The organism is Armatimonadota bacterium (assembly GCA_020354555.1).
Taxonomy (GTDB): domain Bacteria; phylum Armatimonadota; class Hebobacteria.
The window spans coordinates 3997405-4019275 of the sequence record CP070648.1 but is presented as its reverse complement, the minus strand read 5'-3'; the positions used below and the strand labels follow the sequence as shown (position 1 = coordinate 4019275).

The 21871-nt window shown below is 66.8% G+C and carries 14 protein-coding genes and 1 pseudogene; 13 read left to right on the top strand and 2 right to left on the bottom strand.

Going from position 1 to position 21871, the window contains the following annotated elements; all coding sequences use genetic code 11:
• The 8 genes from JSV65_16420 to JSV65_16385 all read left to right on the top strand — a co-directional run.
• On the top strand, positions 1-612 hold a 612-nt coding region (locus JSV65_16420), incomplete at its 5' end, for an NPCBM/NEW2 domain-containing protein (protein ID UCH34113.1).
• Between the two features lie 249 nt (positions 613-861).
• The gene (locus tag JSV65_16415; GenBank protein UCH34112.1) at positions 862-1452 is read left to right on the top strand and encodes a DUF981 domain-containing protein; all 591 of its coding nucleotides are present in this window, start codon (positions 862-864) and stop codon (positions 1450-1452) included.
• 203 nt (positions 1453-1655) lie between these two features.
• A complete protein-coding gene (locus tag JSV65_16410; protein ID UCH34111.1) occupies positions 1656-2249 on the top strand; it encodes a LemA family protein in 594 nt (197 codons plus the stop codon).
• A gap of 72 nt (positions 2250-2321) precedes the next feature.
• The gene (locus tag JSV65_16405; protein ID UCH34110.1) at positions 2322-3200 is read left to right on the top strand and encodes a M48 family metallopeptidase; all 879 of its coding nucleotides are present in this window, start codon (positions 2322-2324) and stop codon (positions 3198-3200) included.
• Between the two features lie 218 nt (positions 3201-3418).
• A complete protein-coding gene (locus JSV65_16400) occupies positions 3419-4243 on the top strand; it encodes a prolyl oligopeptidase family serine peptidase (protein UCH34109.1) in 825 nt (274 codons plus the stop codon).
• 47 nt (positions 4244-4290) lie between these two features.
• A complete protein-coding gene (locus JSV65_16395; protein UCH34108.1) occupies positions 4291-8895 on the top strand; it encodes a hypothetical protein in 4605 nt (1534 codons plus the stop codon).
• Positions 8892-10154, top strand: a complete 1263-nt coding sequence (locus JSV65_16390) for a Gfo/Idh/MocA family oxidoreductase (protein UCH34107.1) — start codon at positions 8892-8894, stop codon at positions 10152-10154. Before JSV65_16395 ends, JSV65_16390 begins: the two co-directional genes overlap by 4 nt.
• A gap of 252 nt (positions 10155-10406) precedes the next feature.
• Positions 10407-12368, top strand: coding sequence for a hypothetical protein (locus JSV65_16385; GenBank protein ID UCH34106.1), 1962 nt, complete (start codon positions 10407-10409; stop codon positions 12366-12368).
• Between the two features lie 93 nt (positions 12369-12461).
• Here the strand turns inward: JSV65_16385 and JSV65_16380 are convergent, their stop codons facing one another.
• Positions 12462-13619: a hypothetical protein gene (locus JSV65_16380; protein ID UCH34105.1), complete on the bottom strand. Its 1158-nt coding sequence runs from the start codon at positions 13617-13619 to the stop codon at positions 12462-12464.
• Between the two features lie 176 nt (positions 13620-13795).
• Positions 13796-15259, bottom strand: coding sequence for a rhamnulokinase (locus JSV65_16375; GenBank protein ID UCH36817.1), 1464 nt, complete (start codon positions 15257-15259; stop codon positions 13796-13798).
• 200 nt (positions 15260-15459) lie between these two features.
• Here JSV65_16375 and JSV65_16370 point away from each other — a divergent pair, with 200 nt between their 5' ends.
• From JSV65_16370 to JSV65_16350, 5 genes and pseudogenes are all read left to right on the top strand, one after another.
• On the top strand, positions 15460-16818 hold the full coding sequence (locus JSV65_16370; protein UCH34104.1) for a ribulose 1,5-bisphosphate carboxylase: 1359 nt from the start codon (positions 15460-15462) through the stop codon (positions 16816-16818).
• 39 nt (positions 16819-16857) lie between these two features.
• Positions 16858-17871 (top strand): sugar phosphate isomerase/epimerase, encoded by a 1014-nt coding sequence (locus JSV65_16365; GenBank protein UCH34103.1) that lies wholly within the window; start codon positions 16858-16860, stop codon positions 17869-17871.
• A gap of 8 nt (positions 17872-17879) precedes the next feature.
• Positions 17880-18887, top strand: coding sequence for a thiamine pyrophosphate-dependent dehydrogenase E1 component subunit alpha (locus JSV65_16360; protein ID UCH34102.1), 1008 nt, complete (start codon positions 17880-17882; stop codon positions 18885-18887).
• The gene (locus JSV65_16355) at positions 18884-19894 is read left to right on the top strand and encodes an alpha-ketoacid dehydrogenase subunit beta (protein UCH34101.1); all 1011 of its coding nucleotides are present in this window, start codon (positions 18884-18886) and stop codon (positions 19892-19894) included. Before JSV65_16360 ends, JSV65_16355 begins: the two co-directional genes overlap by 4 nt.
• A gap of 226 nt (positions 19895-20120) precedes the next feature.
• Positions 20121-21683 (top strand): annotated as a pseudogene (locus JSV65_16350) (calcineurin-like phosphoesterase C-terminal domain-containing protein).
• Positions 21684-21871: the final 188 nt, after the last annotated feature.

The window sequence follows — 21871 nt, the reverse complement described above, 5'->3', positions numbered from 1 at the left end:
TTGCTCACCGGTGATGCCTCGCCCGTGATCTCGGTGTGGGTGTGGGCGGCCAAATCAGGGGTGGCGAGCGCAAACGCGAGCCCCGGATTCCTGCCCCCGCCGGAGACGATCTCGCTCGACGCGGCGGCACTGCTTCCTCCGGAGGACACGAGCGCCCTTCCGGTCGCGACGACTCGGACCCCCCGTCCCACGGAACGAATTGACGGCGTGTTCCTCGACACCCTCGATCCGGTCTCCGTGTCCCAGGGATGGGGTGCGCTCCAGCGGAACCGCAGCGTGTGGGACAAGCCCATGACCATCGCCGGCACGCGTTACCTGCGGGGCCTCGGTACCCACGCCGCCTCGCGGATCGTCTTCGCGCTTGATCGCCGGTATCGCCGGTTCCAGTCCTGGGTCGGGGCGGACTCGGCAACCGCGCCCACCATAACCTTCGAGGTCTGGATTGACGGCGAGAAGCGCTGGGAGTCTGGCCTGATGCAGCGCGAAGACCCCGCCGAACGCGTCGACCTCGACATCAGCACAGCGAAGACTCTCGAGCTCGTGGTCACCGACGGCGGCAACGGCGTCAACGCGGACCACGCCAATTGGGCCGATGCTCGGTTAGTACGCTAGGCCCGGCACGGGCACTCACACGGCGCATCGCGCTCCCCCCGCCGCGCGTTCGCATCCCTGCGGCTGCGCCGCGGCTGGCTATCGCGTCCCCGAGCAAGACGATCCCGGACTGAGGCTTTGGTGCCGCAACCGCACAGGCGTCCGCTTGCCTCGCGCCCAAAACCGGCCCTGGCCCAGCTGCGTCGGCGGATGCCGGACTCACGCTCGATGCCCTGGCGTGCGGCTCACCTACCCGACTAGGAGGAGACTATGTTCATCGACTATGTCTCGCTCTTGCTCATCAACATGACGGCGGGGTTCTTTCTGTTGGCCTATTTCGTGTACTCGGGCCTGGACAGCCCGGACTACACCAAGTGGGCGCCCGGGTTCCTGATCGTCGGCCTGGTCGCTGTGTCCTTTGGCGCGGCCATGACCCTCACCTGGCCGCTGCCCGGCTCCTTCAACATGGCGTACGGGGAAATGTCGGTCCTCCTCGGCATCATCTTCCTCGTCGCCGGGCTCGCCACCGCGAAAGGCTGGGATCTCATCACCGTCGCCTGCTACGCCTTCTTCGCGGGATGCGCCGCCGTCATACTCGGCATCCGCATCATCAACCTCGACTTGACCCTATCCCCGATGCTCTCCGGCATCGGCTTCATCATCTCCGGCATCGCCGGCATCTTCGCCGCCCCGACCTGGGCGTTCATGCGCGCCAACCGTCCCTATCGTGTTGTCGCCGCTATCATCCTCACCGCGGCTGGATTGATCTGGGCTGCCGTCGTCTATCCGGCGTACTGGGCTCACGCCGAGTCCTTCGGCGAGTGGGCGCCCGTGCTCATGCGCGGCGCGGGCGCTCCCTAGAGAATCGGCCGCCGGCCTCGTCGCGCGCCGCGGACTGCGGGGGCGGTCGCGTCGGCTTGTCTCTCGCGCTGCCGTCTGCCGTGTAGCATCACCCGATTCGTTGAGGTGTGCAACGCCTCGCGGCAGGTACGCACCTGCGCCCCGCCGAATACCCGCTGTGACGCCTTGCCCGACACCACGTCACAGGGCGCGGGAGGTGCCGCATGGACGCTGTAGTTGCTGTATGGATCATCTTCGGCCTCATCGGCCTCTTCATCCTCTACGTTATCTTCACCTACAACCGGATGGTGGTGCTGCGCACGCGCATCAACAACGCCTGGGCGCAGATTGACGTCCAGATGCGCCGCCGCTATGACCTCATCCCCAACCTGGTCGAGACGGTCAAAGGCTACGCGGCGCACGAGCGCGAGACCCTCGAAAACGTCACCAAGGCACGCGCCGCCATGGCCGAGGCCAAAACCGTCCAGGAGCAGGCCCAGGCACAGAACATGATCACGTCTGCCCTCAAGACCCTGTTCGCCGTCGCCGAACAGTACCCGAATCTCAAGGCCAACGAGAACTTCATGATGCTCCAGGAAGAACTCGCCGGCACCGAAAACAAGATCGCCTACGCGCGGCAGTTCTACAACGACACGGTGCGCGCGTTCAACGCGATGATCCAGATGTTCCCCGCCAACATCGTCGCGAGCATGTTCAACTTCACTGCGCGCGAGTACTTCGAGATTGAGGAGGCGGCGGCCCGCGAGCCAGTGCGCGTCACCTTCAAGCCCGAACCGCCTGCCGGCGGCGAGCAATAGGGCGCTTCGCAGAGCCGCTCGTCCTACTCCTGGCGGTTTCGACGCGCTCTGCGGTTCGCCGACATCCGGTCCATGTACGAGGCCATCTCCAGCAATCGCACCAAGTCCATCCTGGTGCTGATCCTGTTCGTCCTCGTCATCGTCGCCCTCGGCTACGCCTTCGGCGAGATGAGCGATTTCGGATACGCCGCGCCCGCCGTCGCCTTCGTCTTCGCCATCGCGTCGGTCTTCACGAGCTACTACTACTCCGACCGCATCGTCCTCGCCATGAGCCGCGCGCGCCCGGCGACCAAGGAGCAGTTCCCCCACCTCTACAACTCCGTCGAGGGGCTGAGCATCGCTGCCGGCTTGCCCGTGCCCCGGCTCTACATCGTCGACGACTCCGCGCCCAACGCCTTCGCCACCGGCCGCGACCCGCAGCATGCCGTCATCGCCGTCACCACCGGTCTGCTCGACAAGCTCGATCGCTACGAACTCGAGGGCGTCATCGGGCACGAGATGGCGCACATCGCGGACTACGATATCCGCTTCATGACCATCATCGCCGTGCTCGTCGGCACGATCGCCCTCATCAGCGATTGGATGCTGCGCTTCTCGTGGCACGGCGGCGGCCGTTCGCGGCGGCGCGGCGGCTCAGGGCTCATCGCCATCTTCGGGCTGCTCCTCGCCGTGGTCGCGCCGCTCATCGCGCTGCTCATGCAGATGGCGCTGTCGCGCACGCGCGAGTTCCTCGCCGATGCCCAGGGCGCGATGCTGACACGCTACCCCGAGGGCTTGGCGAACGCGCTCGAGAAGCTCGCCGCCGACACCGAGCCGCTCGAAGTCGCCAATAAGGCCACCGCCCATCTCTACATCATCAACCCGCTCACCGAACACAAGGGCATGATCAACAACCTGTTCGCGACTCACCCGCCCATCGAAGAACGCGTCCGCCGCCTGCGCGAGATGTAACCATCTTGGTGGCGCAGCCGCCCTCGGCTGCGATGCATTGACGCGCGCACTCCATGGTGCTGGTGGGGCGCACGGCGGCGACTTGTCGCCGGCAGGTCCCGGATGCGTCATTCAGAGCGAAGCCCCGACTGGTCGGGGCGAAGCGAAGAATCCCGGCCTTGTGTCAACGCTAGACCTTGGCCGTGGAAGGCCGCTTTCGCTTGCAGACAGACGCAACCATGAAAGTAGGTGCAAGGATGTATCACCTCTGTCTCTGGACCGCCTTCGCGAGCATGCTCGCCATCTCCCTGGCGACAGCCGCAGCGGATGATGAACCAGCGCCGGTCGACCAGCCTGCCATCCCCTTCGCCGATCAGTACGAAGCCCGCATCTACATGCCCTACCGCCTACTCAAACCCAAGGACTACGACCCCAACCGCGCGTATCCCCTCGTCCTCTTCCTCCACGGCATGGGCGAGCGCGGGTCCGACAACAGCCTCCAGTTGATTAACGGCGTGAGCGAGTTCTTCGCCAACGAACAAGCGCGCGCGAAGCACACTTGCTTCGCCGTGATCCCGCAGTGCCCCGCCGATGACACCTGGGCGAACTGGAATGATAGGACGAGCGGGCTGACGCGTCCGGCGCGCGCCGCGCTCGACATCGTCGCCGCGCTGCAGAAGGAGTTCAGCATAGACCCCGCGCGCCTCTACATCGGCGGGCTGTCAATGGGCGGCTTCGGCACATGGGACATCATCGCCGCCCATCCTGACATCTTCGCCGCCGCGTTCCCGATCTGCGGCGGCGGCGATCCGGCCCAGGCCGCGCGGCTCGTCAACATCCCAATCTGGGCCTTCCACGGCGCAGAAGACAACGTGGTCAAGCCGGATCAATCGCGCAGGATGATTAAGGCCATCCAGGACGCAGGCGGCCAGCCAAAGTACACCGAATACCCCGGCGTCGGCCACGATAGCTGGACCAATGCTTTCCACGAGCCCGGCCTGCTCGACTGGCTCTTCGCGCAGAATCTGCCGTCCGCCGCCGCATCCGGCCCGGCCGGCAAGTAGCCCAACGCGGGGCTTGCTCGTGGGCGGCTCAAGCAAGGTGCACGACCATGACCCTGTTCGAACCCAGGCTCATCATCCCCCTGGTCGCCGCAGTGCTCTGCTGGGCCTGCGCCGCCCACGCCAAGGACCCCCACTCCGGCGAGCGGCCGTATGAGATGGCGGGCCGCCAGCCCGCTCACCCGCCGCTCGTCAACTTCGAGGACCTCGCCGGCTGGAGCGTCATCGAGCACGACGGCGCTGTCGGCAAGATCGAAACCTCACGTGAGGAGATGCTCTGGGGCGACCACGTCGCGAAGATCACCTATCAAGGCGCGACCCCGGCATCGCAGCTGGAGGTCAGGCCTCCGGCTCCGATTCCTATCCCCGGCGAGTTCGATGCCGCGTACGTCTGGACCTACGGCGACAACTGGGGCTGGATGCCCGCGCCGAATCGCCCCGCCGTCCACGCCGTCATCGAGGACGCCGCCGGCGTCGAGCACGAGATTGACTTCGGCACCGTGGACGCGCGCTTCTGGTTCCTCGCCCACGCCCGCGTCCGGCTCCTCGGCGCATCCGCCGACCGCAGCCCCGACATCAGGTTCCCCGCCAAGTTCACGGCGCTCCGCATTGACAACATCAAGCGCGACGAGCCCTCCGCCATCTACCTCGACAACCTCACGTTCTACCGCGAGCCGCTCGCCCCGCTCGACGTCCCCTCGCCGGGAGCGAATCCCTTCCCGACGACGCCGGATACGATTCTCCCCACCGCGTACGACGACGTGACCAACTCTCTCGGCGAGCGCGACGGGTCATGGGTCTGGCGCTGCGCTGCGGAGCAGGGCGATCTCGAATACATCTACCGGCCCAAGCTCGGCACCCTCGGCGATATCGAAGCCCGCTGGGGCGATCGGCGATTCCGGCCCTGCGCCGACGGCGGCCCGGTATTCGAGGTCAACGGCATCATCATGCGCCCGGAGGACATGGCGGTGCAGTGTACCCTCGTCGCGATCCGCCGCGACGGCGACGGCGTCCGCGCGCGCTGGCGCTGGTCGAAGGACGGCGCGTCCGCGGAATGGACGCTCGCACTCCGCGCCAAACAGCGCTCGCTGATCCTCGACGTCGGCGCGGCCGGCGGCAGCGTTACCGAGATTCTCGTCGGACGCAGCGAGGGCACGCCGCAGCCGAAGATCGTCGCCGTGCCGTACCTGACCTACGGCGACCGCGGGCCGTATGTGCTCTATTCCGACGGGCTGTTTCTGTCCGCCATGTTCGACTGGTACAACTCCGACGCGTCGGAACTCTTCGCCGACGGCGCGGTGATCTCGGGCTCCTCCGCCCGCTACACCGGTGGTGCGCGCTACAACCCCAAGACCGACGGCGCGCGCAACGATGTCCGCGAGCGCGTCTTCCTCACCGTGTCCCCGCGCTTCGAGGAGGTGCTGCCCAACATCCCCAACCCTCGCTCCGACATGATTGACGTCGCCCGCCACCATCTCTGGCGCAACATCGGCTTCATGTACCCCGACATGCTCCAACAGTACGCCGCCTACGGCATTGACGGCTTCATGGCGTGCCACCACGAAATCATCTGGCGCGACGGCGGCGAGAGCTTCACCCAGCGCCTCGAATCCGCGCCGCAAAACGTCGGCGACGACCGGCTGCGCGAGTACATGGCTATGATCAAGTCGCTCGGCTTTCTGCCCGGGCTCTACACCAACTACCGCGACTACGCGCCGGTCAGCAAGCAGTGGGATCCCGACAAGGTGACCCGCCTCCCCGACGGCCGGTGGCAGCGCGCCTGGCCGCGAAACTACGTCTTCAAGCCCAGCTTCGCCGATGACGCCGAGGCCTACTTCGCCCCGCGCATCCACGACAAGTTCGGCACCTATGCCGGGTACTGCGACGTCCACACCGCGGTGCGCCCGTGGGATCAGACCGACTACGATCACCACGTCCCCGGCGCCGGCATGTTCCGCCCCGCCTACGAATCCTACGCGCGCCTGCTCTACAACGAGAGCTTCGCCCATCACGGCCCGGTGTTCAGCGAAGGGCGCAACCACTGGTTCTACGCCGGCCTGGTTGACGGCAACTACGCCCAGATCATCAGCCCCGAGCCCTCCCGCGAGCCCTTGCTCGTGGACTTCGACCTGCTCAAGATCCATCCCCTGGAAACCGACTTCGGCATGGGCGCGCCGGACATGTTCTATCGCGACGAGCCCTGGCGCGAGGATCGCACGTTCCACAGCCCCCACTTCGACCGCTTCATCGCCTGCACCATCGCCTACGGCCATATCGGCTACCTCACCGCCGAATGGGGCATGCCCGGCACGTTGAAATCGTTCTACCTCCTGCGCGCGCTCCAGGAACTGTACGCCGGCGTCGAGGTCGAGCGGATCCGCTACCACGACGCCGGTACGATGCTCACGACCAGCGAAGCGGTCGCCTCCGACGCCTACCTCGACGGCCAGGTGTACGTGCGCTACCGCAACGGCCTGGAGGTCTGGGTCAATGGCAGTTGGGACAAGGACTGGCCGCTGGAAGTGGATGGGAAGCAGTATGTCCTGCCGCCCTCCGGCTTCATCTGCCGTCTGCCGGGGCAGTTGTTCGAATGCTCCGCCATCGCCGACGGCGCCCGCCGCGAATACGTGGAATGCGCGGACTACGCATACCTCGACACGCGCGGGGAGCTGCTCAAGGTCGGCCCGATTGAAGGGCGCGGCGCGGTCGCAGTCAAGCGCGCCCCCGACGGGCTATGGGTCATCCCGGCTGCGGAGTGTGATGCGCTGACGGTATTCCCCAACGAGGGCCCGTGGCGTCTGAACTGGCGAGCCGAAGCGATCACGGCCGCCGCGTATTCCATTACCGGCGACGACCTCGGCCCCGCCGAGTGCCGCCCCACTCGCGGCGGCGTCGCCGTGATGCCGGTCGAGGGCGCCATCAAATACCTGCTGCGCTGCGGCGAGCAGTCCACGGCGGAAGCGGCGGAGATCGAGATCTCGACGCAGCCCAATGCCCAGGTCGTGGCGGTGGGGGAGGAATTAAACGCAATCGTGCAGGTGCGTGGCGTACCTGCCCCTGCCGACAGACTCGCGTGCACGGTAGCGTGGATCGGCGCGTTCGGGGCGGTGCGGCCGCTCGGCGCTCCTGCGGATCAGAAGCCTGGCCGCGAGCCCACGTGGGCCTTTCGCATCCGCCTCCCGCCCCGGGCCGACGAAGGCCAACGCCTGTGGCTGCGCGCCGACGTCACGGGGGACATCAACGGCAAGCCCTTCGCGCGAACCGCGTGGCTCGACTTTGTCGCTGCGCTGGCGCTGACCCTCGACGTGCGCGCCCCGCGGCACGCGCTTGCGCCCGGCGCCCGGGCGCAGCTCGAAATCGAGGCCGGCACGAATCTCTTCACCGACGCGCCGCTCTCCGCGACTCTAGCCGTCAATGGCCTCGACAATGTCCCGCCCATGGTAGCGCAGGCGTCCTCGCCTGCGAAGCATGTGGCAGAGCCGCCCTCGGCTGTAACGTCCGCGTTCATCGCCCGCTCCCTCCGCCTCTCCCGCGCCGCGCCGGTCATCATCCGCGTTCCCTTCGCCACGCCGCATACCGATGTCGCGCACCCGGTCCGGGTTACCCTCTCGGCAGACGCCCGCCAACTCCGCCGCGACCTCTGGCTCAAGGCGGAACGAACCCGCCCGCTCGCCTACGATTTCGCCGACCATTTCAAGGACTGCATTTGGGGCTACCGCTTGCGAGGCGCCGACGAAACCGAGGGATCCAATGACACCGGCACCATCTTCGCGCCGCAGCAGATAGCCGCGGCCGGCGAAACCCGCCACGGCTTCTTCGTCCACCCGCCGTGGAAGACCGGCGTCGGCTATGCATACGCCGTCTTCCCCGTTGCCCTGCCGCGCGCCCCGTGCCGCCTCAGCTTCGGCATCGGCATCCGCGACGGCTCTACCACTCAGGACGGCGTCGAGTATCGCGTCGTCGTCCTGCACGGCAGCCGCGAGATAGAGGTCTTTCGCCGCACCCGCGACAAGCTCGGCTGGGAGGACTGCGCCGTTGACCTGTCGCCCTGGCGCGGCAGGAAGGTGCGCATCAAGCTCGTCGCCGACGTTGGGCCGGACGATAACTCGTATTCCGACTGGGGCGCGTGGTCGCGGCCGGTGATCGAACTCGCCGAGCCCCGCATGCAGTTGAGCGTGCACGACGACCGCCCGCCGCTGTCGTACCTGCCGCCGCCCGCCGGGTTCGCCGGTCTCGCCGCGCGCGACATCGGGACGGCGACCTCGGCGACGCTCCACATGCACACCTTCGGCGTCAACGTCGGCGAGTACGCATCCACCATGTACCTCAACGACGCGGCGATCGGCGAGACGCCGCAGACCGGCGTTGACGATTGGCGCGAGGCGACCGTCACGCTCCCGGCGGATCAGCTTGCGGTGCTCCAACCGGTCAATCGCTTCACCATCCACAACCCCGGGGGCGATTACTTCAAGATCCGCGATATCTGGCTCGAGATCGCCTTCGCCGACGGCACCCGCGCGGCATCGTGGATCGCCACCGGGCCGTACTCCAGCACCGCAGAGTGGCTCTACTCCGAGGGCGCCTGCGCCACACTGGGCTCCGCGCTGCCGGACATCCAACTGCGCCTCGGCGCGGCGAACTGGCGAAACCCATGACTCGAAAACGGAGCAGCAAACCCATCAAAGTCGGCGTCGTCGGCGTCGGCCGCGGCAGCGGCTTCGCCCGCGGCGCAGGGCCGCACCTCGGCATGAAGCTCGTCGCCCTCTGCGATACATCGGAAGAACCCCTCCGCGCTCTCGGCACGGAACTCGGCGTCGCCGCGTACACCGACTACGACCGCTTCCTCAAGCACGACATGGACGCGGTCATCCTCGCCAACTACTTTCATCAGCACGCCCCCTTCGCCATCCGGGCGCTCAGGGCAGGCAAGCACGTCATGTCCGAAACCTCCGCCTGCTTGACCCTCGCCGAAGGCGTCGCCCTCGTCGAGGCCGTCGAGAAAAGCGGCAAGATCTACATGTTCGCCGAAAACTACGCCTACATGCTGCATAACCAGGAAATGCGCCGCCTCTTCCAGCGCGGCAAGATCGGCACATTCATGTACGGCGAGGGCGAATACGTCCACCCCGGCGACGCCGACTTCATCAACCGCATCTCCCCCGGCGTGGATCACTGGCGCAACTGGATCCCCGCGACGTACTACTGCACGCACTCGCTGTCGCCGATCATGTTCATCACCGACACCTGGCCGGTTCGGGTGAACGGCTTCGTCATCCCCGCCGCCGAGGATGACCCGGTGCGCGTGCGCACCGTCCGCCGCAATGACGCCGCCTCCATGATCGCCCTGCGCATGGACAACGGTGCGGTGGTGAAACTGCTCCAGGTCGGCCTGCGCGGCGAGGGCATCTGGGTGCGCATCCACGGCAGCCGCGGCCAGATGGAGAACCTCCGCCACGGAGACCGCGGCATGCTGCGGCTGCGCTGCGAGGCGTATCACGAGACGGGGAGGAAGCCCGAGCACCGCACCTACCTGCCGAAGTTTCCCCGCGGGCACGCGCGCGCGGTTTCCGCCGGCCACGGCGGCGGCGATTACTTCATGAACTATCACTTCGCCCGCGCCATCCGCACCGGCGAGCAGCCGTACCTCGATGTCTATCGCGGCGTCGCCATGTCCATCGTCGGCATTCTCGCGTATCGCTCCGCGCTCCAGGATTCCGCGACGCTCGACGTGCCGGACTTTCGCAAGAAGTCCGTGCGTAGGAAGTACGCAAGCGACGACTGGTCGCCCGATCCGGAGAACCGCCGCCCGGGGCAGCCGTGGCCCAGCATCCGCGGCGACACCAAGCCGACCCCGCAAGGACTCAACTACGCCCGGCGGATCTGGAAATCGGCGGGTTACCGCGAGGGGAAATAGACCGTCCGCGTCCGGACGCCGGTGCCCGCAGCCCCTCTCCCCTCCCTTTCAGGGACTTGTGCGCCCGCGGCGTAGAGGCCGGCAGACGGTGACGCGGCCCCCGCGCATCAAGCTCTCCCGGCCGCCACGGACTGTCGCCTCAACGGATCCATGAATCTCGTCACTTGCCCCCGCGCGAGGATGCACCTCCTCCCTGGCGAACATGCCCCCAAGCCCACTCGGGCAAGCCTCATCCGCTTCTCTGCAACCGAAATGGCCCAGCGGCAACCCGAGCCAGATCACCGCGCCGCCGAACCGCGCGCCCGCGGCGCCGGGCCGGCGGACGCCGGCCCGCGAGTTACGACCAGAGCCCTCCTCCTCGGCCTCGCCCTCGTCCCGCTCAACGTGTACTGGCTCATCGTCGCCGAACTCCGCTTCTACGTCGTCCTCACCCTCAACCCCCTCTTCGTCACCCCGATCTTCCACCTCTTCGTCCTCCTCGGCGTCAACGCCGCCCTGCGCCGCATCGCCCCGCGGCATGTCCTGCGGCCCGCGGAACTCGTCACCATCTACGTCATGCTCGTCGCGTCGTGTACCATCGCCACCCACGATTACATCATCAACCTCATGTCCGCCATGCCCTTCGCGGGCTGGTTCGCGACGCCGGAGAACAGATGGGAAGCTACGGCCTTCCCCTACCTGCCACGCTGGCTGCTGGTGTGGGACAAAGATCTCCTCGACGGCGCATTTAACGGCAACAGCTCCCTCTACCGCCCCGCCGTGCTCCTGATGTGGCTGGTGCCGCTCGCCTTCTGGTCGGTCTTCATCTTCGCGGTGTGGTGGGCGATGCTCTGCCTGACGGTCCTGATACGCAGGGCGTGGACCGACGATACCCGCCTCTCGTTCCCCATCATCCGCCTGCCCCTCGCCATGACTCGGGAGGACCGCTCCGGCCCGACCATGCGCTCCGCCGCCCTGTGGATCGGCTTTGCGTTCGCCGCGGGACTAAGCCTACTCAACGGCCTCCACGAGTTTTACCCGGCGCTGCCGCACTTCCAGGTACGCGCGCGCTGGTTCGTCTTTCGCACCCCGCCGTGGAACGCGATCGGCTCTCTCCCCGTGACCTTTTACCCGTTCGCCATCGGCCTGTGCTTTCTCGTCCCGCTCGACGTCTCGTTCTCGTGCTGGTTCTTCTACCTCTTCATGCGGGCGGAGCGGCTGATCGGGCACTTGCTCGGATACGACGCGGTCCCCGACTTTCCGTTCGTTACCGAACAGGGCATCGGCGCGTGGTATGCCTATGGCTTCTTCCTGCTCCTCATCACCCGCAAGTATCTGCATAACGCCGTCCGCGTTGCCCTGCGCCCGATCGGCGACGCCGACGCCGCCGAGCCGATGCGCTACCGCACCGCGTTCTGGGGCCTCATCGTCGGCATGGCCGTCTTCGTCATCTTCTGGCGCGCCGCGGGGATGAGCCTGGGCTGGGCGATCGTGGTGCTGGTAACCTACTTCCTGCTCGCGCTGTCCATCACGCGCGTGCGCGCCGAGGCGGGCGGACAGCACACCGTCTGGGATCTCGAGCCGAGGAACCTGTTCCGGCTATTCGGGTCGCGCGCCGTCGGCCCCAAGAACCTCGCGGCCGCTGCCGTCAGCCACTGGTACTGGCGGCTCAACCGCAGCCACCCCATGCCGAGTCAACTCGAGGCCTTCAAGCTCGCCCATGAGCATGGGATGAACCTGCGCGGGTTAGTCGCGCCGATGCTGGCCGCGATGGTGGTCGCGACGTTCTGCGGCATGTGGGCGTGCCTCCATGTCTTCTACACCGACGGCGCGGCCGCGAAATGCCGGGGCTTCGGGAACTGGACCGGCATCGAGAGCTTCAACTGGCTCGGCAGCGCGATCAACCAGGGGTTCCCGGCGGAGCCGCGGCGGTGGGCAGCGGTGGCGGCGGCAGCGGGTTTTGTCGCGGCGTTATCCGCGCTCCACGCACGGTTCCCGTGGTGGCCATTTCACCCCTTGGGGTATGCCATCGGACCGGGGCTGATCTGGCTGTGGATGCCGTTCCTCATTGCGTGGTTCATCAAGTTCTTCGTGCTGCGCTACGGTGGGCTGAGGTTATACCGCAGGGCGCTACCGCTGTTCCTCGGCCTCGTCCTCGGCGACTACGTCATGGGCGCCATCTGGGCTCTGATCGGCGTGTTTCGCCACATCCCGACGTACCAGATATTCCACTAGCGGCCCGAGGTCGCGGCCTGCGCCCGTCCGCGCCGCCTTTGCCGTCCGCCCTAGCTTCAGCGATGGCGGAAGCCCGCGCGAGGCCGTGCACCCCTAAGTGACAGGCCGCGCTCCGCGTTTGGCGCCACGCGACGGACGCACGAGCAGCCCGAGCATCTCGCGCCCCTGCGCCAGGACTTCAAGCCTGCGCACAAACAGCCGAACGAGCCAACGCTTGACCGGGCTCGGCTCGCCGAGACAGCCGTTGACATCGTCAGCTACGCCGCCGCACAGCGGCTGGCCTTGCCACCAACCCCTCAGCGCCTCCAAGAAGGTGTGCCACCACGCCGCCGCCTCATCTTGGTTGGGGCAGGTGTCTTCCCAGCACAGGAAGCCCGGCACTTCGTCCGGGTTCGGCAGCGGGAACGAAGGCAGGCTGATGGCCTGGCGTTCTTTGCCGATACACCACAGCAGCTTCTCCAGGTAGCGGAACGCCTTGGGCGCGCAGGGCCACGAGAACTCGACGATGACGGTTCGGAAGAACCTCCAGTCCGGACACGCATCGGCAAGTCTCGCCTCCATCCTCTGCACCCTCGGCGATGCGTGCTGCGCGAAGGTGGGAGCGCGCAGGTCGGGGTTGCCGCTGGCGGCTGCCAGGCAGCCGGTTTCCGAGTAGTCGCCGAGATACTGGTCGCGGCCGAACTTTGCCGCGAGATCGTCGGGCCACGGCGATGACTTGATCCACCAACGGGTCTGATGCAGCGTCCGCTCGACAAGCAGGTCTTTCAGCTCGGTGTGTTGACCGAGGACCCGCCAGAGATCGGCGCAGACCTGCTCCCACTCTATCCTCCGGTGGCTGAGCGCCGTCAGTTCCTGCGCTGCGGCCTCCGGCTGCGCGCCCGCCACCCATGCGTCGAGGCACAAGCAGTAGTCCATCAGCGCCTGCTTCCGATCTCGGTCAACGGCGAAACAGTAGCTGTGCAGAAGCGCGGAAGGGCCCTGCGAACCGATGGCGCCGACGACATCGAGGAACGCGCGGGGAAAGAGATAGTGGCCGCAAGGCGGCACGTGTCGTACGGAGATCGCCACTATCTGCTCCGCCCATTCCGGGACTGGGCCAAGCGCTCGTTCCATGGCGACGATCTCCCGCAGTTCGTCGTCGGTGGAGACGCCGGAATCATCCCAGCCGGCGTCATACGCCGTAGCCCACCAGCAGCGACTGGAATGGCTGGCTTCATAGACCTCCCTAGACCATCCTGCATCCGCCGTCACGTCATTCTCTCCCATGCGTCGTATCTGTACATTTGACAGGCAATCGGTGGGGCGCAGCACCCGTGAATTCGGCGTGCGCGCGCCTGCGAGGTCTGCGTCCATCAACGCTAACTTCCCTTTCGCAGCCCAAGCGAAGCAGGATTTGTGGCTTTCGCCATGTGAGCGCCGCTCCAGCGCTAGCTGCCTCCGCCCCCGGCGAAGCCTTGGAACCGGGCGAACGCGTCGTCCCACGCGCCGTCCCCTCCCGGGGTGAACTCCTCCGTCGGGAAGGATTGCGCGACCACGTCTATCATCTCCGCGGCAGACCCAATCCGGCCGTTCGCCAGGGCCTGGGCGAGCAGGTTGCCGATCGCAGTCGCCTCCGCCGGCCCCGCGACTACGCTCCGGCGCGTCGCGTCCGCGGTTAGCCGGCACAGCAGCGGATTGCGCGAACCGCCGCCCACGATGTGAATCCGCTCGATGCTCCGGTCGGTCAATTCCTCGAGCCATTGGATCGTCCTACGGTATGCAAGCGCGAGGCTCTCGAAAATGCAGCGCGCAATCTCGCCCGGCGATTCGGGTGCTGGCTGCCCCGACCCCGCGCAGTACTGCTTGATCCCGCTCACCATGTGCCCGGGGCGGAAGAACTGAGGATCGTCGGGATCAATCAGGCTGCGCAGCGGCTCGGCGCCGTCAGCCAACTGCACCAGGTCGGCGTAGGACAAGTCCGCGCCCTGGCGCTGCCACTCCCGATTGCATTCCTGCAGAATCCATAGGCCCATGACGTTGCGCGATGCGCGGTTGCGCCCGGCGCCCAGCGATTCATTCGTGAAGTTCCAGGCCAGCACTTCCGGGGTGACCAGCGGCGCGCCGGTCACTACGCCCACCACTGACCACGTGCCCGAGCTGATCCACGCAATTCCATCCCCCTGCCCGGGAACCGCCATCACCGCCGAACCCGTGTCATGGCTCGCCGGCGTGACGACGCTGACCGCGCCGTCCGTGCGCAGAGAGCCCAGGCGCGTCGCCGGAGGGATGATGTCGCCGAACAGCCCGGTGGGGATGTCGAGTTGCCGCAGAAGATCCCACGCCCAGTCCGCGCGGTCTGCCGCCATGCACTGCGTGGTCGAGGCGATCGTCAGCTCGTGCGCCATCGTGCCGCTCAGCCAGTAGTGCAAGAGATCGGGGACGTTGAGCATGCGCTCGGCGATGTCCAGCGTTGGATCATTGGCGAGGCGCAGGGCGAGAAGTTGATACAGGGTGTTCAGCTCCAGGAACATGTTGCCGGTCGCATTGAAGATGGCCGCCCGCGGCATGATCTCGAACGCCCGCTGCATCATGCCCTCGGTGCGCCGGTCTCGATAGTGCACCGGGTTGGCGATCAGGCGGCCGGCGCCGTCGAGCAATCCGAAGTCCACGCCCCAGGTATCAATGCCGACCGACCTCAGGCCCCCCGCGGCGCGCGCCTTCTCGATGGCGTCCCGGACATTCGCGAAGATGTTCAGAATGTCCCAGTACAGCGTGTCGCCGACCGCGACGGGCTGGTTGGGAAAACGCAGGATCTCCTCGAGTTGCAGCCGCGTCCCGTCAAACCGCCCGAGCACGCCGCGGCCGCTCTCCGCGCCGAGGTCAATCGCAAGCATCGTATCGCCAGCAGGCATCCACACACCTCCGGCGCGTGACTTCTCCATGCGTCACCACCGTGCCTGCCAAACGCCGTTGCGCGGGGCCGCGGCGCCACCGCGGCCGTGGAGGGCGGCGTTCACCGGCGTCGAAGATGAACTGCAACCCCACATCGAGGGCGCGTGACGGGCGCCCGTCGCGACCGAGCAGGCCCGCCACAGGACGGAGGCATCCGAACGTGCAACACGACAACGTCAATCCCCCACCGCCGTACTACGACCCGATCATCTTTCGCAATATCCTGGACGGCATCGACCGGAAACGCTGCCTGATCGCGACGTACTATCTCGACGACCGGGTACCCGGCGAGGATTTCCTCGATCACTTCAACTTGATTCAGAGCCTCGCCCTAGAGGGCTCGACCGGCACGTGGGAAAAGGTCGAGGAGGAGACGCCGGAGGTCCGGGCGCGCCTCTCCGGCAAGCTGGTCGGCTACTACGAAATCCCAGCCGCCGAGGCCGACACCAGGCGCGCGGTGATTCAGCTCGCCTTCCCCATCGACGCCTGGGAGCCCAACGTCCCCATGATGCTGCTTTCGATTGCCGGCAACTGCTTTGCCTACTCTCCGCGCATGCGCCTGCTCGACGTCGCCGTGCCTGACGACCTGCTCTCGCAGTTCCACGGGCCCAAGTTCGGCGTGCCGGGAATCCGCGAGATGATGGGCATCCCCAGCCGCCCGCTCTCCCTCCACATCATCAAGCCCAAGATGGGCATGACCCCCGAGAACACCGCGCACCAGGTCCACCAGACCTGCCTCGGCGGCGTGGACCTGATCAAAGACGACGAGATGTGCTCGGACGTCTATAACTGCGGCTTCGAGGATCGCCTCAAGGCCGTCCTCGAAGCGATTGACCGTGCGTCCCAGAAGACCGGCAAGCAGCCGATCTACTTCGTCAGCATCACGGACGAAGTGGACAAGATCGTCCCCAAGGCGCTGCGCGCGATCGAGCTGGGCGCCCGCGGCTTGCTGCTGACGTACTCCGCGGGACTGTCCGCCTTGCGCGTCCTGACCTCCCACCCCGATATCAACGTGCCCGTGCTGCTCCACGCCTCCCACATGATCGCCGCTCAGCCGCGCATCAGTTGGCCCGTGTTCGCCAAGCTCTGCCGCCTGTGCGGCGCCGACCTCATGCTGACCCCGACCTACTGGTCGAGCATTCCCATGGTCAGCCTCGAGGAAGGGCTGCGCACCGCCCAGGTCAAGCTCGCCCCCTGGCAGCACATCAAGCCGACTTGGCCCATGCCCTGCGCCGGGGTCTACCCGGGGCTGACCGAGATCCTCGTCAGGGAATACGGCACGGACATCATCATCCCCGCCGGAGGCGGCATGCTCGGCCACCCGATGGGCTACACCGCAGGCGCCAAGGCATGGCAGCAGGCGATCGAGGTCGTGATGTCCGGCCGCTCCCTCAGGGAAGCCGCACCCGACTATCCCGAACTTAACGCCGCCGTCGAGAAGTGGGGCATCCCCGACCGGCCGCGCACCCATTGGCTGCGGGCGGATCCGCGCTTCCATCCCAAGACGACACAGGGCTGAGAACCGACACGCGTACTGTGCACACCACGGAGAGATGACATGAAGACCGGCAAGCTGGACAACAAGCGCTACCGCCTCGGTGCGTGCCTCCCTGTTTTCGGGTCGTGCGCGGACCGCTACTGCCTGTCGGGCTACGGGCGCGGCGCGAGCACGCTGGAAGGCATGCTCGACCTCGCCGGCCGGTGCCCCGGCCTCGAGGGCGTCGAGTTGGTGGGCAACTGGCACGTCAACGACGACAACATTGCGCACATGCCGAAGGAGTTGTCCGACCGGGGGCTGGTGGCCTCGATGCTGACGGCGGACCTGTGGACCCAGGCGAAATGGGCGCGCGGCAGCTTGGCGGCTCCGGACGCCGCGACCCGCGCCGCAGCGGTCGCCGAATGCACGAAGGTCATCGAGTGGGCCCACGCCATGGGCGACATCGCCGTAGACCTGTGGTTCGGCCAGGACGGCTACGACTATCCGTTCCAGTCCGACTACGAGTCCGCGTGGGCCTGGCTCGTGGACGGGGTCAGGGCCGCTGCGGCTCACCGCCCGAGCGTCCCGGTGTGCATCGAGTACAAGCTCAAGGAGCCGCGCACCCACATCCACGTCAACTCGGCGGCGAAGACGCTGCTCCTGATTGACGCGGTCGCCATGGACAACGTCGGCGCCCTGCTCGACACCGGTCACGCGCTCGCCGCCGGCGAAAACCCCGCCGAGGCCGCCGCTCTGCTCCACGGCAACGGGCGTCACCGCCTGTTCTACGTCCACCTCAACGACAACTACGGCGTGTGGGACGACGACATGATCGTCGGCTCGGTGCGCGTCATCGAGCTGATGGAGTTCCTGTACTGGCTGCGCCGGCTCGATTATCGCGGATGGCTGACGCTCGACGTCTTCCCCTATCGCGAGGACGGCCTCGCGGCCGCACAGGAGAGCTTCGGCTGGATCGCCGACCTCCTGCGCATCATCGAGGACGCGCCCGCCGACGACATCGAACGGGTGCTGCGCGCGGGAGATGGCGCGGAATCAGTGCGCCTCGCCCGGCAAATGCTCACCGGAAGGAAATAGACGAGACGATGACGGATTCACTGCCACCGGATCGCCCGCCCGCGCCGCTCCCGGACGCCGCAACTGCGGTTGGACTGTATCGCACCATGCGGCGTATCCGGACCTTTGAGGATGGCGTATATCAGTACTTCCAGGCCGGCAGAATCCCGGGCACCGTGCACCAGTACCAGGGCCAGGAGGCGGTCGCCGCGGGCGTCTGCACGCACCTGCTCCGCACCGACTACATCACCAGCACTCACCGCCCCCACGGCCATGCCATCGCCAAGGGCATCCCGCTCCGGGAAATGGCGGCGGAACTCTTCGGCAGTCCGCTCGGCTGCTGCCGCGGCCACGGCGGCTCCATGCATATGGGCAGCCCCGAATACGGCATGCCCCCCGCAAGCGCCATCGTCGCCGGCGGCGTGCCCATCGCCGCCGGCATGGGGCTGTCGTGTCGCATGGTCAAGCCGGGTACGGTGGTCGCCTGCTTCTTCGGCGACGGCGCCTTCAACAACGGCGCCTTCCACGAGGGCGCGAACCTGTGCGCGATCTGGGACCTGCCCGTGCTCCTGGTCTGCGAAAACAACCTCTACGGCGCTTCGACCCACGTCACCCTGGTCAACAAGATCCCGCGCCTCGCGGAACGCGCCTCCTCCTACGGCATGCCCGCCGAGACCGTGGATGGCAACGACGCGTTCGCGGTGTGCGAGGCCGCCGGGCGTGCGCTCGCGCGCGCTCGCGCGGGCGGCGGCCCGTCCTTCCTGGAATGCGTCACCTACCGCCGCTGCGGGCATTCCCGCCGCGACCGCAACAAGTACCGCGACGAGCAGGAGCAGGCATTCTGGATGGCGCGCGACCCGCTCGACCTCGCGCGCGCCCGCCTGCTGCAGTACAAGGTCGTGACGCAGGCGGAACTCAACGCCATTGACCAGGCGGCCGCAGCGGAGGTGCAGTCAGCGCTCGACTACGGAGAGCAAGCCCCTCAGCCCGAAGGCCCCGACGCCCTGTGCCACGTCTTCGCGGAGGACGCGCAATGACTATCGCGAAGGCACTGCGCCTGGCCATCACGGAGGAAATGCGCCGCGACCCGACGGTCATCTGCATCGGCGAGGACATCGGCATCCCGGGCGGATGGGGCGGCGCCTTCACCGTCACCTGGGGGCTCGAGCGCGAGTTCGGCTTGGAGCGCATCCGCAACACGCCGATCTCCGAGTCCGGCCTCATCGGCGCGGCCATCGGCGCCGCGCTGACCGGCTTGCGGCCGATCGCCGACTTCCAGTACTCCGACTTCATGTTCTGCGCTGCGGACCAACTCATCAACCAGGCGCCCAAGATCCGCTTCATGTCGGGCGGCCGGCTGAAAGTGCCGCTCGTCGTGCGCGCGCCGGTGGGCGCGAGCACGCGCGGCGCTCAGCACGCCCAGTGCCCGGAGGCGTGGATCGTCCACACCCCGGGCTGGAAGGTCGCGGTGCCGTCAACCCCCTATGACGCAAAGGGCCTGCTCAAGGCCGCGGTGCGCGACGACAACCCGGTCTTCATTTTCGAACACAAGCTCCTCTACGGGTCGAGCGGCGCGCGCCGGGAAGACAACGCCGTCGAGGTGGATGAGCCGGTGCCGGACGAGGACTTCGTGGTGCCCCTCGGTGTCGCCGCCGTCCGCCGCCCTGGGCAGCACGTCACCGTCGTCGCGACGCACCTCATGCTCTATCGCGCATTGCAGGCGGCGGAGGAACTGGCCGAGGCGGGGATCGAGCTGGAGGTGATCGACCCCCGCACCCTGGTGCCCTTCGACTATGACACGGTGTGCGATTCGCTCGGCCGCACCGGCCGGCTGATGGTCGTCGAGGAGGACACGCGCCGCGGCGGCTGGGGCGCGGAGATCATTGCCGACATCGCAGAGAAGCACCGCGACCTGCTCAAGGCGCCGCCGGTGCGCGTCGCGACCCACGATGCCCCCATCGCCGCCAGCCCGGTCATGGAGCGCTGCGCCGTGCCGGACGCCGCGCGAATCGCCGCCGCCGCCAGGGCGATGACGGCAGCGTGATCGCAACAGGAGTCGGGGTCAGCCATGCCGTTGTCACATGACGCGGGCGGGCGCCGCCAGTTGTGCCGCGCACGCCCATGGGAAAGGCGGCGGCGTTTCGCGGTCGGTGTGACGTGACGGGCACGTCCTCGCAGCTCGCCAGATGACTCTTGGAACGCGGGAAGAGCGATCAGCACGACGATCGAGGTCGTCATCGCCATGATGTGGGAAGAAGGGAGCGGTAGTCATGCGTTATCGAGCTCTAGGCGTCATAGCCCTGTGCGTCCTCGCGCCGGCACTTGCCAACGCCCAGGAAATAGCTCGCGGGACCGTGTTCCTCGACGCCAACCGAAACGGCGTCCGCGACCAGGGGGAGACCGGAATCAGCGATGTCTGCGTCTCGAATGGGCGGGACGTGACGCGCACCGCTTCGGATGGCGCTTGGGCACTTGCCGTCGGCGACGATACCGCGCTATTCGTCATCAAACCCGCGGGCTACGCGGTGCCGCTGAACGCAGATCAGATTCCTCAGTTCTTCTATCTCCACAAACCACACGGATCGCCCCAGCTCGACGTACCGGGGGTGCCGCCGACGGGTCCGCTTCCCGAGTCCATAGACTTCCCTCTCCATCCCCAGAAAGAGGGCACTCGCTTCACCGTCCTGTTCTTCGGCGATACGCAAGCGCGCGGGCTGCGCGAGGTCAACTTCATCAGTCATGATGTCGTCGAGGAATGCATCGGTACGGATGCCGTCTTCGGCGTGTCCTTGGGCGACATCGTTGCCGATGACCCGAGCCTGTTCGCGGAGGTGAGCGGGAGTATCGCCGAGATCGGCATTCCCTGGTACAACATCTTCGGCAACCACGATCACAACCGCGCGGCGACGAGCAATCAGCACAGCGACGAGACCTTTGAGCGATTCTTCGGCCCGAGCACCTACGCATTCGAGTACGGCCGCGTGGTGTTCATTGCGCTCAACGACATCTTCTTCAAGGCGGAAGGCGGATATACGACATTGCTCACGGACGACGTCCTCGCGTTCGTCAAGCACTACCTGGCGACGGTGCCCGATGACCGCCTGATCGTCCTGATGATGCACTCGCCAATCGTCGCCTGCCGGAATCGCGAGGAGGTGTTCCGGCTCATCGAGCACCGCCCTCACACCTTCTCCATTTCCGCCCATGCCCACGAGCAGATTCACGTGTTCGTCACGGAAGACATGGGATGGCACGGCAAGGAACCGCATCACCACTTGATAAATGCCACCGCGTGCGGCAGCTGGTGGTGCGGCGCGCTTGACGAACTGGGCATCCCCCATGCCACCATGAATGACGGCGCGCCCAACGGCTACTCCCTGGTCACGTTCGACGGCAATCGCTACAGCATACGGTTCAAGGCGGCGCGGCGCCCAGCGGACTACCAGATGAATATCTACTTGGCGGACGACGTCGAACAGGCCAAAGCAGGCGAAACGTAAGTACTGGTCAACGTCTTCGCGGGATCGGAGCGCTCCACCGTGGATATGCGGTTCGGCAGCACGGGCTCGTGGATGCCGCTGAAGCGCAGCGTGACCATCGATCCCCAGTGCCTGCGCATGCATGAGCAGAGCGCGTATCTCGATCAGACCGTGCTCGGCAAGCCTCTCGACCAGGTCTTCGGCTGGAAGATGGACTACCCCAGCAGGTCGTATCACATCTGGAAAGGAACGCTGCCGGAGAGCCCATCGAAAGGCACCCACACCGTCACCGTGCGCACGACGGATATGTTCGGGCAAACCTACACCGCCTGCCGCATCGTTCGAATCCGGTAACGCGTCGCATTCCAATCGCAAACGGCAGGGGGCAGCGCCGATAGGTATTCGGCTGAAGTCATCGGCGCCGGCCCCGTGAAGGCAAGGATGGCCTCGATGATTCCGGGAGGCGCTATTCGGCCCCGGCCCGCAGGGCACGTCCGTGGTACGTCGAGGAAAAGAGGTGCATGGCCGTGATCAGATTGACA

Excerpts from the sequence above, each read along its gene's own strand:
- JSV65_16390 (UCH34107.1), top strand. The coding sequence starts at position 8,892 with ATGACTCGAAAACGGAGCAGCAAACCCATCAAAGTCGGCGTCGTCGGC.
- JSV65_16365 (UCH34103.1), top strand. The coding sequence starts at position 16,858 with ATGAAGACCGGCAAGCTGGACAACAAGCGCTACCGCCTCGGTGCGTGC.
- JSV65_16410 (UCH34111.1), top strand. The coding sequence starts at position 1,656 with ATGGACGCTGTAGTTGCTGTATGGATCATCTTCGGCCTCATCGGCCTC.
- JSV65_16400 (UCH34109.1), top strand. The coding sequence starts at position 3,419 with ATGAAAGTAGGTGCAAGGATGTATCACCTCTGTCTCTGGACCGCCTTC.
- JSV65_16405 (UCH34110.1), top strand. The coding sequence starts at position 2,322 with ATGTACGAGGCCATCTCCAGCAATCGCACCAAGTCCATCCTGGTGCTG.
- JSV65_16355 (UCH34101.1), top strand. The coding sequence starts at position 18,884 with ATGACTATCGCGAAGGCACTGCGCCTGGCCATCACGGAGGAAATGCGC.
- JSV65_16360 (UCH34102.1), top strand. The coding sequence starts at position 17,880 with ATGACGGATTCACTGCCACCGGATCGCCCGCCCGCGCCGCTCCCGGAC.
- JSV65_16395 (UCH34108.1), top strand. The coding sequence starts at position 4,291 with ATGACCCTGTTCGAACCCAGGCTCATCATCCCCCTGGTCGCCGCAGTG.
- JSV65_16385 (UCH34106.1), top strand. The coding sequence starts at position 10,407 with ATGGCCCAGCGGCAACCCGAGCCAGATCACCGCGCCGCCGAACCGCGC.
- JSV65_16415 (UCH34112.1), top strand. The coding sequence starts at position 862 with ATGTTCATCGACTATGTCTCGCTCTTGCTCATCAACATGACGGCGGGG.
- JSV65_16375 (UCH36817.1), bottom strand. The coding sequence starts at position 15,259 with ATGCCTGCTGGCGATACGATGCTTGCGATTGACCTCGGCGCGGAGAGC.